18 protein-coding genes are annotated in these 17,195 nt (G+C 56.2%); 17 read left to right on the top strand and 1 reads right to left on the bottom strand.

Features of this window, described 5'->3' with window-relative positions; translation table 11 throughout:
* Positions 1-98 precede the first annotated feature (98 nt).
* Complete coding sequence (locus ACQZ51_RS20980; protein WP_448780229.1) at positions 99-296, bottom strand: ribbon-helix-helix domain-containing protein; 198 nt, start codon at positions 294-296, stop codon at positions 99-101.
* Between the two features lie 343 nt (positions 297-639).
* Between ACQZ51_RS20980 and ACQZ51_RS20975 the strand changes: the two genes are divergently transcribed.
* The 17 genes from ACQZ51_RS20975 to ACQZ51_RS20895 all read left to right on the top strand — a co-directional run bounded on the left by ACQZ51_RS20975 (position 640) and on the right by ACQZ51_RS20895 (position 17,162).
* Positions 640-1,092 carry a helix-turn-helix domain-containing protein gene (locus ACQZ51_RS20975; RefSeq protein ID WP_448780227.1) on the top strand — a complete coding sequence of 151 codons (453 nt, stop codon included), beginning with the start codon at positions 640-642 and terminating at the stop codon, positions 1,090-1,092.
* Between the two features lie 110 nt (positions 1,093-1,202).
* Positions 1,203-1,415: a hypothetical protein gene (locus ACQZ51_RS20970; protein WP_448780225.1), complete on the top strand. Its 213-nt coding sequence runs from the start codon at positions 1,203-1,205 to the stop codon at positions 1,413-1,415.
* 42 nt (positions 1,416-1,457) lie between these two features.
* Positions 1,458-3,791 carry a cobaltochelatase CobT-related protein gene (locus tag ACQZ51_RS20965; RefSeq protein ID WP_448780223.1) on the top strand — a complete coding sequence of 778 codons (2,334 nt, stop codon included), beginning with the start codon at positions 1,458-1,460 and terminating at the stop codon, positions 3,789-3,791.
* 124 nt (positions 3,792-3,915) lie between these two features.
* Positions 3,916-5,172, top strand: a complete 1,257-nt coding sequence (locus ACQZ51_RS20960) for an AAA family ATPase (protein ID WP_448780221.1) — start codon at positions 3,916-3,918, stop codon at positions 5,170-5,172.
* The gene (locus tag ACQZ51_RS20955; RefSeq protein WP_448780220.1) at positions 5,172-5,834 is read left to right on the top strand and encodes a sigma factor; all 663 of its coding nucleotides are present in this window, start codon (positions 5,172-5,174) and stop codon (positions 5,832-5,834) included. Before ACQZ51_RS20960 ends, ACQZ51_RS20955 begins: the two co-directional genes overlap by 1 nt.
* On the top strand, positions 5,831-6,364 hold the full coding sequence (locus tag ACQZ51_RS20950) for a hypothetical protein (protein ID WP_448780218.1): 534 nt from the start codon (positions 5,831-5,833) through the stop codon (positions 6,362-6,364). The genes ACQZ51_RS20955 and ACQZ51_RS20950 overlap by 4 nt, the downstream gene beginning before the upstream one ends.
* A 2-nt stretch (positions 6,365-6,366) precedes the next feature.
* Positions 6,367-9,765, top strand: coding sequence for a DNA polymerase III subunit alpha (gene dnaE / locus ACQZ51_RS20945; RefSeq protein WP_448780216.1), 3,399 nt, complete (start codon positions 6,367-6,369; stop codon positions 9,763-9,765).
* Complete coding sequence (locus tag ACQZ51_RS20940; protein WP_448780214.1) at positions 9,762-10,118, top strand: hypothetical protein; 357 nt, start codon at positions 9,762-9,764, stop codon at positions 10,116-10,118. The genes dnaE and ACQZ51_RS20940 overlap by 4 nt, the downstream gene beginning before the upstream one ends.
* 10 nt (positions 10,119-10,128) lie before the next feature.
* Positions 10,129-10,713 (top strand): hypothetical protein, encoded by a 585-nt coding sequence (locus ACQZ51_RS20935; protein WP_448780212.1) that lies wholly within the window; start codon positions 10,129-10,131, stop codon positions 10,711-10,713.
* Between the two features lie 82 nt (positions 10,714-10,795).
* On the top strand, positions 10,796-11,104 hold the full coding sequence (locus ACQZ51_RS20930) for a hypothetical protein (RefSeq protein ID WP_448780211.1): 309 nt from the start codon (positions 10,796-10,798) through the stop codon (positions 11,102-11,104).
* A gap of 124 nt (positions 11,105-11,228) precedes the next feature.
* Positions 11,229-12,332, top strand: a complete 1,104-nt coding sequence (locus tag ACQZ51_RS20925; protein ID WP_448780209.1) for a hypothetical protein — start codon at positions 11,229-11,231, stop codon at positions 12,330-12,332.
* 128 nt (positions 12,333-12,460) lie between these two features.
* Positions 12,461-13,447 (top strand): 5'-3' exonuclease H3TH domain-containing protein, encoded by a 987-nt coding sequence (locus ACQZ51_RS20920; protein ID WP_448780207.1) that lies wholly within the window; start codon positions 12,461-12,463, stop codon positions 13,445-13,447.
* Between the two features lie 10 nt (positions 13,448-13,457).
* The gene (locus tag ACQZ51_RS20915; RefSeq protein ID WP_448780205.1) at positions 13,458-14,576 is read left to right on the top strand and encodes a hypothetical protein; all 1,119 of its coding nucleotides are present in this window, start codon (positions 13,458-13,460) and stop codon (positions 14,574-14,576) included.
* A gap of 58 nt (positions 14,577-14,634) precedes the next feature.
* Positions 14,635-15,105 (top strand): hypothetical protein, encoded by a 471-nt coding sequence (locus ACQZ51_RS20910; protein ID WP_448780203.1) that lies wholly within the window; start codon positions 14,635-14,637, stop codon positions 15,103-15,105.
* Between the two features lie 66 nt (positions 15,106-15,171).
* Positions 15,172-15,681, top strand: a complete 510-nt coding sequence (locus ACQZ51_RS20905) for a hypothetical protein (protein ID WP_448780201.1) — start codon at positions 15,172-15,174, stop codon at positions 15,679-15,681.
* Complete coding sequence (locus ACQZ51_RS20900) at positions 15,599-16,003, top strand: hypothetical protein (protein WP_448780199.1); 405 nt, start codon at positions 15,599-15,601, stop codon at positions 16,001-16,003. Before ACQZ51_RS20905 ends, ACQZ51_RS20900 begins: the two co-directional genes overlap by 83 nt.
* A 76-nt stretch (positions 16,004-16,079) precedes the next feature.
* Complete coding sequence (locus tag ACQZ51_RS20895) at positions 16,080-17,162, top strand: metallophosphoesterase (RefSeq protein WP_448780197.1); 1,083 nt, start codon at positions 16,080-16,082, stop codon at positions 17,160-17,162.
* Positions 17,163-17,195 lie beyond the last annotated feature (33 nt).

Raw genomic sequence — 17,195 nt, 5'->3', positions numbered from 1 at the left:
TGATTCGGGATAACCAAGGTGTAGCGAGGCGATCCGAAGTCGCTGAGATTTTAAAAAGGCTCCTAGTTTGGCGACTAGGGGCCTTTTACTTTGCCGGTTTAATGTTCCTCAAACTGTGCGACCGCGTGTGCGATCAAATCCGAACGGTTCTTGAACTTCCCGGCCGAAACCAGGCTATCCAGTTTATCTTGCAGATCGGCATTCAGCCACACAGTTACCTGGCTTTCGCCTGCTGCTATGCGCTTCTTGCGATACGTTGCTGCCCGACGGGCATTTCCATTTTCTTCGATTTCCATCGAGCAAAGACTCACTGCGAACCAATCACGTTACCAGTGATGCCACGATTCGGATGAGTGATAAACCCCCACTTACATTTTCCCCAAGTGGCTCTAAGTGATTTGCCGATACGCGTTATAGTGGCATAATCTATTTTATGGAACTTATGCGGGCATTCACGCGTGATTTATGGTCTGCTTAAAGACCAAGACTTGTGCAATAACAATGACCTGATATCGAAAAAGTAAGTATGTGTTGACTTATTTTTTGCTCCGCGTATGAGTCGCTCTGCGTTCCCATCTTCGTCTCGCTATAAAGAAAACAACGAAGCAAGAGCTTCTAGTGATCAGATGGGGGAATACAATGACAACTTTAACCGAAGGTAGAGAGAGCACCGTGATAGCAATCGACACCAAGTCCACAAAACTCAGCCGTAAGGGCGAACCGCTGAGCAGACTGGCACTATTGATAGAGAAGATCACCGCTACATCTAACATAAGCCAGAGAGAAATAGCTGCTGCTGCTGGTTTTAAAAACCAGAACATGATCACCATGATCAAACAAGGCGACGCAAAACTCCCTCTCGACCGTGCGCCAGCGATGGCACGCGCACTGGGTGTAGATCCTCTCCAATTCCTTGACATGGCATTCGAGCAGTATTTCTCGGATGAGGCTCTTCAAGAGCTTCGCTCCATTATGCCTCCGTCTCTCACTCCCGAGGAACGAAAGCTAATCGACTTCTTCCGCGAGAGCGGCAAGAAAGGCAAGGGTCTAAACACCGAGCGCATCAAAGCCATTCGCGACCTTTTCGAATAAGGGTCGCGCTCCCCGCTTCTGCAGGACGATGCGGAATCCGCTATATAGGAATGTAGCGGGTTATTTTTATGCCCTACGAAGTAAGTAAACACATACATATGAGGAATACCATGACCGAGTCTAGCGGCAGTCTCCGTAACATTTCCGTATCGTTTGAGGCCGCCTATGAGGCTGTCGCTCTTCTCGAAAATAGCCAGGTCGAAGAGAGCGGCGGCGTCACAGTCTATTCCGGGCGCCACCCGGAACACGGAAATATTCACATCGCGATTCCGGCAATCGGCAACGGCATGTTGCTTCTCCCTTTTGCTCTCCACGATTTTTGAGCTTAAAAGTAAGTAAGTAGATATTTACAAGCTGGAGTCAAAATGAATAGAGAAATCACTGAACTTCGGGAAGTAGTGCAGAAGCTTGTGCCTATGCTTGCCGGCCGAGGACTGACGGTCACTCAGCGCGGAAGCCAGGCGTATGTGAAAACCAACACTAAGACGCGCAAGCCCGAAATCGTCAACATTCCGAACATCAGTGATAACGCCAAGCCCGACTTCATTGAGGCCATTCAAGGCTTCATCGATCACGAAGTCGGTCACGTCTTACACACGGACTGGAACTTCTATGGTCGCGCACCAACAAGCGAGGATCTCGCCAAGGTGTCGGTTCAGCAGTTCATGAACTCCCACAACATCGTTGAAGACGTGATGATCGAGCGGGAAATGGGCAAAACCTTCCCTGGCTCCAAGCGCAACATCAGCCGCACTCGCAAATACTTCCTGTCCCGCATCACCGAGCCTGCAGTCAAGTCGGCCGGCGCGGATGAAAAGAAGCAGTTTATCTATCTCCTCGTTCCCACCATGCGGGCCCTCGGCGGTCATGAGGAAATGATCGAGTGGATGGACGAAGGCGGCTACTGGAAGAACAAGTATGTGGCTGACGTGGTGCGTCAGCTCAAGCCCGAGACGATCGAGCTCCTCAAGAGCTGTTCCAACACGGAGCAGACACTTGCGATCGCCGAAGAAATGCACGCGATCCTTTACCCACCCAAGCCGCCTGCCCCACCTGCCCCGCCAGAGCCCGATCCTTCCGAGGAAGAGGAAGGTGATGAAGCAGCTGCGCCGTCGTCCCCAAAGAAGCCATCTGCCAAGCCGGCCGATCCCGAGCCGGAAGACAAGCCCGACGAAGAGGCTGGCGGAGGTGACGGCACTGGCGAGCGCGATCACACCGAACCAGCCGAGAGCGGTGAGAAAGAGACCGGCTCCGTCGGGAAGGACGATGATGAAGACGACACGCCTGGAAAGGCAAAGACCACTGAGCCAGAGACGGAAGAGGAAGAAGACACTTCCGGTGGCGACACTGATGACGATGATGATGAACCGTCGTCGTCCGATGATGACATGCCCGAAGTCGATGGTGGCGATCTTGCTTCTGCACTCCATTCGCCCCCCGAGCCCGAGGAGGATGACACTGATGGCGCAGGCGAAGATGGCAGCGATGAGGAAGAAGGCGCAGGCTGGACACCGCCTGGTTCGGCCGGCGGCGACGTCAGTGAAGATGATGACGACGACACGCACGGCGACGATAGCGACGATGGCGGCTCTTCGGGCTTCCGTTCGGAAGGTGATGAAGGCGGCGGCGTAGGTAATATCGACGTTGACGAAGACGGTGACGAGTCCAAGGGTGGTCATGGCGGTGGCGTCGGTAACGAAGCCGCAAAGAGCCTCTTCGACTTTGACGAAGACGCCTTTGACGAAGCTGATATGTCATCCCAGATTGGTATTCTGATCTCGGAAGAAGCGGTCCTGGCGATGGATCCGAAGCAGTATCTGGTCTTCACCCGTGAAGCCGATCGCATCGAGCCCATTGAGCCACCAGATGAAATGAATGAGACCTGGGTTCCGAAGATGGAAGACGAGGTTCGCCAGATGACAGCCAAGATGCGCAAGGATATCGAGCGCATTATGGCTTCGCAGAGCCACGTCATCCGCACACCTGGTCACAAGCGCGGCAAGCTCCATTCTCCGTCGCTGTTCCGCGTCAGCCAGGGCGACCCGCGTGTGTTCTCGCAGAAGCAGGAACACACATCGAAGGACACGGCTGTCTGCCTTCTGGCTGATAACTCCGGCTCCATGTGGGGCGAAAAGATGAAGCTCGCCATGATCGCGTCCTACGCGCTGATGGCTACGCTTGATGCGGTCAAGATCCCGCACGAAGTCCTCGGCTTCACGTCCGGCGACTATTCCGACATGCCCTACTCGCTGCGCGAAGCCATGCAGGCTGACATCGAGAAGTCCAAGATCAACTATGATCGAATCGAGCCGATCATGATCCCGATCTACAAGGCGTTCGATGAGCGCCTGAATGCGACCGTCAAGCGCCGGTTCGCCTATATGATGAACGCGCAGAACGGCTTGAACGGCAACATCGACGGCGAGTCCCTCGAATATGCCGCCGAGCGTCTGATGAAGCGCCGCGAAAAGCGCAAGGTGATGATCGTTCTGTCCGATGGGCAGCCGGCCGGATCCGACAAGAGCGGCCCTCACCTATCCTATGTGACGCGCCAGCTTGAAAAGCAGGGAATTGAGTGCATTGGCATCGGCATTCTCGATGGCTCTGTGCGCAAATATTACAGCAAGCATGTGGTTCTCCGTAACGTGGAAGAGCTACCCAACGAGGTTATGACGGAGATCAAGAAGCTCCTGATGTGATTTCATTTGGCTCGAAAAAATAAGTAAACACATACTTATTTTTCGTATTGCGTCCCACGTCGAATGTAAGTAAACACATACTTAGCGAAACGCGAAATCGCTAAACAATCTGAGGGAAATTTCAATGAGCGAAGCTGCTGAAATGTCCGTCGCGCCAGCGACGGACGGTAAGATCGTTTGCCAAATTGACAACGTGCGCGTCCACTTCGTGCAGGCGCATATCAAACAGAACCACCCTGACTGGTCCATCGAGCGCTACAAGGCTGAGTTTCCTGGCGAGCCGCTGATGTCCGAACACGGCCGCATCATGTATGAGCGGGAAGTCGCCAAGAAGGCTGCTGCAAAGGCAGAGGCCGAAGCCGCCCCAAAGCTTGCTGCGCCAGCTACGATCGCAGGACAGCCTGAAGTCCAGGTTGGCTTCGTCCACACGGCATTCGAAACCCGCAAGGTTCCGATGTTTGAGCTTTTCGAGCTGGGTGCGACGCCGCCACCCGCAACACTCAACAAGAAGAAGCTACCCATTAGCGTGGACGTGTTCTCAGGTCATGACATGGAGAGCATCAACTATCTGGAAGCGGTGGATGACCAGTATGTCTGGAACATCGATCTTCTTAAGAAGGTCATCACCGGTCTGGCGCTGAACAAGAACATTCTTCTCTGGGGCTATCACGGCACCGGCAAGACTTCGGTCATCGAGCAGGTCTGCGCGCGCACCCAGCGTCCGTTCATCCGTAAGCAGCACACCATCAACATGCAGGAGTCCGATGTCCTGGGACAGTGGACAGTGAAGGATGGCTCGACCATCTACCAGCTTGGCCCTCTCGCAATGGCGATGATCCACGGCTGGGTTTACTGCGCCGACGAATACGACGTGGCAATGCCGTCCGTTCTGGCCGTCTACCAGCCGGTCATGGAAGGCAAGCCGCTTCTGATCGCTGACGCTCCGGCTCACTTCCGCAAGATCACGCCGCACCCTGACTTCCGCTTCGTCGCAACCGGCAACACAAACGGCACCGGCGACGAGACTGGTCTCTATCAGGGCACGATGATCCAGAACTCTGCGAACTATTCGCGTTTCGGTATCACCGTCGAAGTCGAATACATGGAGCCGAAGATCGAGGAAGCAATCCTCGTGTCGCGCACCAAGATCGACAAGGTCGCCGCAGGCAAGATCGTCAAGCTCGCCGGCAAGATCCGCGATATGTTCCGCGACGGAAAGATCAGCGCGACGGTGTCGCCGCGTGAAATGATCAATGCCTCACAGCTTGGTATCGCCTACGGCGGCGAATGGCAGCTGGGCATGGAGCTCGCATTCACCAACCGTCTGTCGCGTGTCGATAAGAAGACGCTCGACCAGTATATGCAGCGGGCGTTCGACTAATGGCACAGCGCATCCAATATCGCGATCCAAAGGATAGCGAAAAGGCTATCTCGAAGTTCTCCTCCAAGGTCTTGCGCCGGCTGCATCAGCTGGGCGCCAGGTCACACAGTATCGATGATGTGAAGCAGGAGCTCTGGATCGCGTGGTGCAAGGCCTGTGAGAGCTACGACCCGGCAGCCGGTGCGCAGTTCTCGACCTACCTTCACCTGGGAATGCAGCGTCATATCAACCGCTACATCGAAAAGAACTTCGAGCGTTTTTATGACGGCACCATCGCCCTGTCGCTCGATGGCACAGAGACAGGCGAAGACATGGGCGGCGTTGGAACGCTTGCTGATGTTGTCGCTGACCCGAATGCCCGTCAGGACACGGAGGTCGAACAAGAAAGCTGCTTCGCCTATGCGCTGACACGTCTGTCACCGCGCGCCAAGCAGTTCATCACGATCCTGAAGGAACAGCCGAAGGATCTGATCGAGGAGGTTCGCCGCCTCGAGGACAAGGCAGAATACGCGAAAGAGCGTGGGATCACTTTCGCGACTGCACACCGCATTACGACACCGATGGTCTTCGACTTCATGGGTGCCTCACGAACCGAACGCAAGCAGATCATGGACGAAGTGACCCAGATCGGTGAGCTCATTTCTAATCAGGTAGCAGCATGACTTTCATTCCTCCATTCTCTCCCGGTTGCTTCGGCTCCGCTCTTGCATTCAAGGAAGGCGATGTCGCCTGCTCCGGATGCAAGTTCGCCCAAGCGTGCAAGCCAGTCCACCTCGTAGCTCAGGCTGCGCTCCGGGAGCGTTTTGGGGTCACGACGGCCATTCAGGCGAACGCCGAAAAGGTCAAGGCAAAGGATGAAGCCGCTCCGGTCAATCCCGCGGCCCTGTCGTTGCCTAAGAAGACACAGGAGCTCGTCGCCCGCCTCGATCGCGGTCAGTATGACGTGGTCGGCAGCTTGCAACGCGGTGAAAACCCGTTCGGCTCTGCAATTCCTTTTATGAAGCTCGCTTGCCACCTGCTTCTGCGACTAGCGCAGCCATTGTCTGCCAAGGGTCTCGCCACTGCATATGCCACCAAGTTCGAGTGGCAGCAGGGCACAGCCGACGCACATGCCCGGATGGCAATCCAGGCGCTCACCCATGTCGGCGCGGTCGAAAACCGTGACGGTCTTATCTCCATCCGCAAGGGTTAATCATGCACTCAATTCTCGCAGCGCGCACCGATTTTTCAGTCGGTGAAAGCATCCTCACGACCGAATTTCTGGTCAAGCACGCGGTTGATGCCGGTGCCAAGGCCGTCGCCATGACAGACACAATGTCTATCACCGGCATGGTTGATTTCACGAACCGTTCTTTGAAGGCTGATCTGAAGCCAATCATCGGCGTCCGTCTGCGGTTGAGCGACAATCCTTGCTGGCGCCCAGGTCCAGGTGAGAAGAAGAAGGACATGCCACGCTTCTACTTCCTCACGCTTTATGCGCTGACCGAGCCAGGCATGAAGGCGATCTTCCGCTTGCTGACGCTCGCCAATGAAGACGAGTCCGTAGATCCTGCCACTGGTGAACCAGCGCCGGGTCGTTACTATTATGTTCCAAAGCTTGGCTTTGATGATCTCTATGCCGAACTGCGTGCGCACGGCGAGGATCTCGCAGTGGTCCTGGGTGACGCTCATTCGGTTCTGGAGCATCCAGCTGCTGAAAACATCGTCGCCGTGATCGGTGGTTTCTGCCGTCACACCTATGCGCCCCTCGTGCCCGTCAATACGCCCTACTATGGCAGGCTGAATGAGCTGGCGCTGGGTGCGATCGGCACTGGTTATGCGAAGCCGATTGTTGTGCGTCCTGCTTTCTACGGTCAGGACGAAGCCGACAGCCAGGAAATCATGACGGCCGTGGCTGAGAACCACAAGATCACCGATGGCTGGTTCAAGTCTCGCCATAACCGCGACATGCACGTTATGAGCACGCCGGAACTCGTCGGTGAAATGAAGAAGGCGATCCAGCACCTCGGTCAGCGCGGTGTTGATATCGGTCACGTAACGGCTCGCTTCAAGGAAGGTCTGCTCAACACGGGCGTCCTGGTTGCGGCGGTCACTTATGTCTGGTCGAAGGCAGAGGTTTCTCTCCCCAAGATGGCTGACGACGAATTTCATGCCGTTATGATCGAGTGCATGAAGGGCTGGAAGACGCGCTTCGCCGCTGATGTCTTTGGGCACACCCCGACACAGGCAGAGCTGGTGGAAGTCTATAAGCCGCGCCTGGCATATGAGCTGGAAGTTCTCAAGCGATTAAACTTCTCCGGCTACTTCCTGCTCGTGCAGGACGTGGTTCAGTTCGCCAAGTCGAGTGACATCATGGTTGGACCTGGTCGTGGTTCGGTCGGTGGCTCCCTCGTTGCGTATCTGATGGGTATCACAGAGTGCGATCCGATCCGGTTCGGCCTACTGTTCGAACGCTTCATCAATCCTGAACGTATCGACTTGCCCGACGCCGACCTAGACTTCATGTCTACCCGTCGTCACGAGGTGTTTGAATACCTGACCAAGAAGTATGGCCCTGCCCGCACGGCCGGCGTCAACAACTTCAGCACGCTCGGCTCCCGGTCGGCACTCCGCGACGTTGGGCGCGTGTCTGGTATTCCCGAGAAGGACTATTCTGTCTCGAAGTTCGTTCCCAAGCTGCACGGTAACGATCTCACCCTGTCCGAGGCGCGTGAAAAGGTTCCAGAGATCGACGCATTCGCGACCAACTACCCCGACTTCTGGCCGGTCATGGAACGTCTTGAAGGCACTATGCGCGGCTTCTCCAAGCACGCAGGCGGCTTCATCGTCGGTGGTGTCGATCTCGTGGAGCGTGCGGTTGTCGAAAAGCGTAAGGATGGCAATGTCGTCTGCTGGGACAAGCGGATCGTTGAAGATCAGGGCCTGGTCAAGATGGATATCTTGGGCCTCACAACGCTCGACCTTATCACGACGGCGCTGACCTATATTCGTGAGCGCACCGGCAAGCGTATCGATATCGGGCGGATCCCGCTTGACGACGCTGCGGTGCTGGAGAACTTCGCCAAGGGCAACACGACGGCTATCTTCCAGTTCGAGTCCGGCGGTATGCGCCGCCTGCTCAAGGAGCTCGGCTCTGACGGCCTCATTACCTTTGACGACATCACGGCCGCAACCGCTCTTTATCGTCCTGGTCCGATGGAGTCGGGCATGATGGACAGCTTCTATCTGCGTAAGCAGGGTCACGAGGCGGTCGAATATGACCATCCGCTCATGGAAGATGTGCTGAAGGAAACCTTCGGCGTCATCGTCTACCAGGAGCAGGTTATGAAGATCTCCCAGGTCATCGCTGGCTACTCTGGTGCGGCCGCTGACAAGCTCCGTAAGATCATGGGTAAGAAGCTGCCCGAGGAAATGAAGAAGGAGCGTCAGAAGTTCTGTGACGGCTGCGTTGCGACGATCGAGGCGACTGAAGAGTGGGCAGGCGCGCTATTCGACAAGATCGAAGGCTTCGCCGGCTACGGCTTCAACAAGAGCCACTCGGTCGAATACACGCTCGTTTCCTATATGGCGATGTATCTGAAGGTGAACTACGGCGTCGAATTCTATGCCGCAGCTCTGACCGTGCTGGGTGAGGACAAGCTGCCGGGCATCATCCGCGATGCGAAGAGTTTTGGGATCGATGTCGGCTTCCCGGATATCAATATCTCAACCAACCGGTTCGAGATTGCGACTGACGTGCGCCTGGTTATGCCGCTTCAGGCGATCAGGGGCCTGTCGGACAAGGCAACGAACGCGATCATGAAGGCGCGTGAGGCTGGGCCGTTCGAAAGCAAGGCAGATTTCATCGGCCGAGTTGAGCGCCGCGTCTGCAACATCAAGGTTCAGACGGCGCTCGACCTCGTCGGTGCATTCTCACGCATCGAGGTAGGTCAGCTTCCGGCAAACGATCCCACGCGCATCAAGGATCAGATCGAGCTCCTGCCAGGTCTTGTCGCCGCGCATGTGCCGATCGACCGCGAAATGGATACGAGCAAGGACGCCAAGGAAGATATCGGCGTGCTGGTTGGTGAATATCGCACGGATCACGGCCCCGGCTCTGGTCAGGTCGATGGAATGCCGGTCAAGCCGTCGTTCGGCCGCAACGCTGACTTCATGCTGATCCAGGACGCGCCAAACAACGAGGACGACGGCCAGGGCTTCCTTGGTCACTCCATGTCGTGCATCAGCGTCATCGAGGCGATGTCCGAAGTCGGTCTGGGTCGTGACAACGCCTATTGGACATCGCTCATCAAGCGCCCCAAGCGTGGAAAGCAGGTGTCGCCCGACGAGATCGCGACCTATGCGCCATATCTGGAGCGCGAGATCGAGATCCTGAAGCCTGCAATCATCGTCCTGCTTGGTTCGATGAGCGTTCGCCACTTCCTGCCTGACCTGAAGGGCAAGGCATCCGACAGCGCCGGCAAGGTGGTCTACTCCAAGAAGTATGACGCCAATCTGATTATCGGCTTCTCACCGGGTGAAATCTACCATGATCCGGACAAGCAGGTGAACATGAATGAGGTGTTCGGCTCAGTCGCGGACTTGCTGGCATGAGCACGGTCACTGCCACGGTCGAGCGGAGGCGTATGACGCGCGTTAAGACTGCGGCTGGCTGGAGCGCGTGGGTAAGGACAGAGGATATCCCGGCAGTGCCGGGCGATCACCTCCTCTACTACGAGGATCTGCCTGTCACCGATGTCGAACACAAGATTGTTTCAGATGACCCGATGGAGGGTCTTCGCGAGTCTCTAGCGCAGGACGTTGAGCGCCAGATGGTAAATCTGTTGAGCGGCTGGACACAAGGCGCGGTCGCCGGGAGCAAGTTGACCAGTGCCTTCGACAAGGCGTTGGAGCGAGATAAGGAAGAGCAACTTTATGCCGGAGTCGATGGCTTCGGTGAATTTTAAGGAGAAGAAAATGACGACCCCCACGACCGCTGATCCCGCGACGGCAGCGACCGTCTATCAGGTCAAGGACTTCATCGATGCCCAGCTGCTGCGCCGCGATCAGGCTATCAACGGCAACGATCTGTCCTCGGCGATGATGGAGCAGGCAGCAATGTTCTCCCACTACGGCGTCCTGGCGGCTGAAGCCTCAAAGCAGGTTGATGTGGTGAAGATGCTGCTCGAGAACACCGAAGCGGCTGTCTATCAGCTCGAGCGCGCCGCTGCCAACCAGGCCGCCGTAGAAGCCGCTGCCACCAAGTCTCCGGTTGAGAAGGTGACGGAAGCGATGCTCGAAAAGAAGATCGCACGTCATCCCCGCGTCATCGCCATGAAGAAGGCACTCAACGACGCAAAGCGCATCGAGGCGACCGGTAAGATCGCCGTCGAAAGCTTCCGCCACCGCCGCGATATGCTGGTCCAGCTCGGTCTGATTTCCCGCGAGGAAATGAAGGGTGAGTTGAAGATCGGCGTTGCAAATGCCCGTGAAGAGGCAACAAAGATCCAGGGCGAGCGTGCGCTCTCGGCAATCCGCAATCGTCACACAACCGACGAATAATTCTCTGCAATCCCATTTCATTTGCGTTATAAAGTAAGTAAGCACTTACTTACAACGTGTGAAACTTCAAAGGACGATCCTTATGGACGCAATCATCGCATACCTCCGCAAGCTGGTTGGCCTCGAGCTGACTATCGACAGCGTTACCGCCCGCCAGAGCAAGGTCGTCCGCGATCTCGACAAGCTGGAAACGATCTACAAGGGCAAGTGCGACAAGGCAACAAAGCGCGCCCAGAAGGCCGCCAAGGCTGCTGAGCTGGCACGCCAGGAAGCTGACGAAGCCGCCAAGTTGTCCAGCAACTGGAAGAATTCGGGTCTGGTTCGCACCCCACGTTCCGCCAACACCAACGCTGAAGTCTCCAAGACGGAAGCCGACGTAGAGGCTGCGTAAAAGCGAGCTACCTTAGCGACCCCACATCAAAGTTCGCTATAAAGAAATAGCTAGATACTGAAATACTGATTTCAGTGAAGGCAGCACAAAGCACCAAAGCGCAAAGCACGAAAGGCACAAAGCAATGGCTCTTAATCCCGCACTCCGTAAGATGGTCTCGACTGCAAAGGCCAAGTATGCAGGCAACTCCGGTTCCTCGGCCAAGCCCAAGGACGGACGCAACGTCTACCGCCTGCTGGCACCGACCAACGATCAGGCCGATTGGGTTCCTGAAGGTGGTCAGTTCTGGGCCGACCTCGGCGTTCACTGGATCAAGCCCGGTAAGAACGACAAGCCCGTAGCTGTCGTTGGCGACTGCGATACCGTTTATCAGCAGCCGTCTGTCATCAACACCGCGATCGAAATGGCTATCAATTCGGCCCACGACGAAGACTCCAAGAAGCTCTACGAGGAGTGGAAGGCCCGCAAGTCGGTCCTGGTCAACGTTATCAATCGCGACGGTGACGAAACCGAAGTCCTCGAACTCACCCCGACCACATGGGGCAAGGTTCTCGACCTCATCATGCTCTACGCAGATGCCGGTCAGGACATCACCGACCCGAACGAAGGCGCTGATATCGTCATCACGCGCACTGGCAAGGGTCTGAACACCAACTACGACGTTGCAATCGCTCCGGTCATCCCGTCGGCACCTTTCAAGGCTGTCCCGCTGGAAACCGTCAAGCGTGCGACCGACCTCAATGCCTTCATCGCATCGAACTTCTTCCGCGGTGAAGAACAGAAGGCGCTCAACTTCATCGCGCAGATTGCCGGTGTTGCTGTTCCCCGCCTGGGCGGTCCTACGGGTGCATCTGGCGTGAAGACGCCGACTGCTGCACTCACCTCGTCCTCGGCATCCGTCGATGGTGCGCAGGTAGACGCTGAAGCCGAAGCCGCAAAGGTTGAAGCCGCACGGGTCGCTGCTGCCAAGAGGGCTGCCGCAGCAGCTGCTGCTGCAAGCACGACTACCGCAGAGACTGCGGCAGTTGATCCGGTCGCTGCAAAGCGCGCCGAAATCCTCGCCCGTCAGAAGGAAGCGGAAGCTGAACTCTTGGCGATGGAAGCTGCTGCTGAAGCAGCAAAGGCACCGGTCGTAGACGCTGCATCCGCGGCTCCCACTTCCGGTATCTCCTCGCTGCCTACTTCAGAGCAGGACGCGATCCTCGCTGAGCTTGACGGCCTCATGTGATCTGTCAGTCGCGGTCCCTCCCGCGACATGACCGGAGCCTCAGAAGTCGCGTTCTGAGGCTTCACCTTTGGCCCTCGTGCTAACTGTCCAGGTCCGCACGAGGGCCTCTTATCTGAGTTGAGGTTCTCATGTCCAAGAATTATTTGCTGATCGACGGAAATAGCCTCGGTCACTACTACAATAATGGAGCCCAGCTCTCGATCGGCGGCACGCATGTCCAGGCCATTTATGGCTTCCTGCGCGGTTTGCGGTCTGAGATCGCGCTCTACCAGACCTATTCCCCAATCGTTCTGTGGGACGGCGCTTCGTGGCGCAAGATGATGTTTCCAACCTACAAGGAAATTCGCGACCGCGAAGAGACCAAGGCCGAGATCAAGCTGAAGGCGATGAAGGAGGGCTACAAGAAGCAGGCTCCCTACATCAAGAAGGCGTTGCGCTTCCTGGGTATTCCGCAGGTTTCAGCCATGAACATGGAAGCTGACGATCTCGGTGCCATCCTCACCGATCGCTACTCCGGACAGGGCGGCAAGATCGTTCTCCTCACCGGTGACAAGGACTGGCTTCAGCTCGTCGGGCCGAACGTGTCCTGGAAGGATCCGCTCAACGGCCGGATGGTCAATGCGACCAAGATGAACAAGGAAGGCACCAAGACCATGTTCGAGGAGCTGACCGGCGTTGATACCGTCGAGAAGTTCGTTCAGGTCAAGGCGCTCTGCGGTGACGCTGGCGACAGTGTTCCCGGCGTCGGTGGCATCGGCCAGAAGGGCGCAGTCGATTTCATCAACGAATACGGCACGTTCTCCAATTTCCTGAACGAAGCACTCCTCGGCACCTCCATCGATGTGAAGAAGCTGCCGAAGAAGTTCCGCAACCTGGTCGAAGACGAGGAAAAGGGCATCACCTTTAAGCGCAACATTGAGCTGATGGATCTGCGCTCACCGGCGCGTCCCGCTCCCTTCAACCTGGTCGTGGACAAGGGCGATCCTTCCTACGTGAAGTTCCACCAGTTCTGCGAAGTCCTTCTCTTCAAGTCCATCACACAGGAGCTCGCGGACTGGCTCCGTGTGTTCCCGGCATTCCGCGAAATTGAAAGCATCGGCGACCTCGCCGCATAAGGAGAATCCATTGAGCAGCGCAGAAGAAATCATGAAGGCCCTTGTCGGCGAAATCGGCAAGAACGACAACGAAGCGACAGTGAAGACCTATCTCGACACCGGGTTCCCTCCCCTCAATCACGGCGCATCGTCCGATTGGGATGGCGGCATCGGCGTTGGGCGCATGGGTGAAATCGCTGGTCCTCCATCTGCCGGCAAGACCGCGATCGCTACCGAGATCATGGCGTGCGCGCAGCGTATGGGCGGTGTAGCGGGCTTCGGCGATCACGAACGTTCCCTGTCGTTCAAGCTGGCTGAAAAGCTCGGCCTTGATACCACTCCCGGCCGCTTCATCTATCGCACGCCGCGCACCTTTGAAGAGAGCCTTCAGATTTGCGTCGTCGCCGCAACCATCATCCGTGAGAAGAAGCTGATCCCGAAGGACGCGCCGATCTGCTGGGTGTTCGATAGCTTGGCCGCGATGGTTCCGCGTTCGGCGCTCTACGAAATGAAGGCAGGCAAGATCGTCGGCGAGAAGTCGCTCGAGGATCGCAACATGAACGATAACACCGCCCTCGCCCGCGCAACGTCCAATGCGTTCCCGGCATTCAACCAGCACGTCGAGGAGCTCGGTATCGCTGCCATCTTCCTCAACCAGCTGCGCACGGATATCAACGTCAAGTTCGGCGACCCGCGCAAGTCCACCGGGGGCAATGCACCCGCGTTCTACTTCTCGTGGCGCCTGTGGCTGTCTGCATCGCAGATCAAGCATCCGAAGGATGGCATCATCGGTCAGGAAGTCACCGGCAAGTTCATGAAGAACAAGATCAGCCGGCCGTTCCAGGAAGCCAAGTGGCGCTTCGTCTACCAGCCTGACGGCACTGGTCGCTTCGATAAGGAACGATCGCTGGTCGAGTTCCTCGCCGAAGAGAACTGCTTCGATGAAAAGGCTGCCGACGGTAAGACGCCTGGTCCCGGCAAGGTCATCTGGGAAGGCAAGCAGATCTTCAAGGAAGCTCTGGCACGCTTGATCGAGGCGGAAGGCCCTGCTGGTTATGATAAGTTGAAGGCGCGTCTGCCGGCCAAGTATGAGCCGCCTGTGGTCGCTGTTGTTGACACCGACGAAGAGGGTCTTGCTGAAGCGGCGTAGGCTTAAAATCAGTAGGCGCTGCACCTAAATATGCAGCGCCTACCAGAAGGAGAACGGCATGAAAACTGCAAACATTGTGTTTGAACCTAATACTCGCCTCGGCACGGAACCTCGCCAGTATAACCTCAAAGTCGGGACGGCGTTCGTGATCGCTGGAACGAGCGAAGCTGAACGTGAGAAAGCCATCCTTTCGCTTGGCAAAAAGGCCATACGTCATGGCGAGGCCACCGATATACTGAAAATGGTTGAACATCGTATTGCGCAAGCCAACAATGCGTATTTGCGCTACGAAATCGAATTCAAACAAGTCCTTGAGGCTGCCCAGCAGGAGCTAGGCTCGATCACTATCAGGAATGCTTTGGTGGCGATGGACGCTACGACTGATGAAGTCATTCGGCTCCGGTTTGAGGCAGCCGAGGGTGAAAAGGTCCGCGTAATTCATATCGAAGCCACAGAAGACGACGGCAAGACTACCTTGAAAGAGATTGATCCTTTTGATCTCGTTGAGGCGATCGAATACAAGTTCTAATCCCGATCAAGCATCCCGTGCCCGATCTGCTATAAAGAAAATAGCGAAACAGATCGGGCACGATACATGAAGGTAATATCCATATCACAGCCCTTTGCCTCTTTGAAGGTGAAGGGCTTTAAGGTCAACGAAACAAGAACCTGGCCCGCGCCACGATCCGTCATCGGACAGATAGTCGGCATCGCCTCAACCAAAACCGTAAAGCCCGTCGGTCACGAATTTTATGCCGACGAGAAGTTCGCCCATTACTACACCCGCACAGGTATGCCGCCGCTCGAGGAGCTACCTAACGGATGCCTTCTTGGCTATGGAACGCTCCTAGACAGCGTGCTGATGACCGAAGAATACATGGACGATGTCTCCGAAGAGGAGAAGACATACGGGTTTTGGGAAGAAGGCTTCTATGCCTGGCAGTTCATCAACATGGTTGAGCTACCAACACCGATCCCGGTTCGCGGCGCCCAAGGTATCTGGGAATGGCATGGAGATCTAAATGCCCCGCGTGAAGAAAATCCGCCCGCTCGTGCGAGTGAAGAAGGGTCGCCGGCACTACGGCAACATCTACGCCTTGTCTGACGGCACGGAAATCTACATCGCGCTCCGTTTCCAGCATCATTTCTTCCGTGGCGGTGAGAAGTCCCTCTCCGCTGCGGCAGCCGCCGGTAAGCTCGAATGGGCACTCGATGACGACACGCTCCGCATGTTGCGCGGTCGCGGTATCGAGACGGTAGGCGTCCGCGTCAAGGACACCAGGGACCACTACATGACCAGTCTGGAGAACTTCTTCAACCCGCTGTTGGTCCGGTTCCATGATTACCGTTCACGCGGCGGCGAACTCCAGCGCTACTTGAATGTCGCCTATTTCCGGGTGAAATACGCCCCGATGAAGATCAAGTAATTTCGCACATCACCTACGCACTCCCATGTGAGATCACGCTATAAAGTAAGTAAGTATTTACTTACGCGAGGACAGCATGATTTACGGCGTCGTATCTGACATTCACGCAAACGCCTGGAGCGTCTTCTCCACGATCAATCCGGACGGCGTGAACTCGCGCCTCCGAATCATTCTCAACGAGCTGCTGCGCGCCGCAAACACCGTCAAGAAGATGGGTGGTAAGACGCTCATCATCGGTGGCGATATCCTCCACACACGCGGCTCGATTGATCCAGAAGTCATCAACCCGGTTCGCGACACATTCAAGCAGATCCTCGCATCGGGTATCAGCTGCTACGCGATCCCCGGCAACCACGACATGAAGTCCAAGACCAGCACCAAGCTGTCGTCATCGATCCAGAACCTCGAGGAAATCTCCCTTGAAGGCACAGAGTTCCGCATCTTCAATGATCCAACTGTGGTTGAAATTGATGGTGACGTCTTTGGCTTCGTGCCCTGGCGCTACACGATGGCAGAGCTTCTGTCCGACCTGAAGAATATGTCCGCGCATCCGAGTGCTGCCAAGATGGACGTATTCATTCACGCCGGTATTGATGGTGTTCTGTCCGGTGTATCTGCTCACGGCCTCACGCACGAAATGCTGGCTGAGTTCGGTTTCCGCAACGTCATGGCCGGGGATTATCACAATTTCAAGCGGATGGGGAATATCTGGTCGATCGGTGCCACCACACACCAGAATTGGGGTGATGTGAACACCAAGGCTGGCTTCCTCACCGTTAATGATGGCGATGTGACCTGGCACGATACGATGGCCCCAAAGTTCATCGATGTGTCGGTGATGGATGAGCTGGAAATGGAGGCCGAGTGCCTCAACAACTATGTCCGTTTTCGTGGCCCTGCGATGTTGCAGTCCCAGATCACTGAACTGCGCAATCAGTTCCGTGCGTGGGGCGCGCTAGGCACCTCCATCGAGGTGCCAAAGGCAACCGCTGCGACACGCCCTTCGGCTGGTCCCACCAAGGCTCTATCGCTCAATGACTCCGTTGAGACCTACGTCCGTGGCCTGAAGACCCTACCCGATCACGTAGATGTTGACCGTGTCGCAAAGCGTTCAGCCGAAGTTCTGAGCGCTACCCAGCTGGTTTACGAAGAAGCCTGACGCTTCCCAGCAGTTGATATGCGAAAGTGTATC

This window comes from Agrobacterium sp. CG674 (assembly GCF_053521645.1).
The sequence above is the reverse complement of the archived record's forward strand: the minus strand, read 5'-3'. Positions and strand labels throughout refer to the sequence as shown.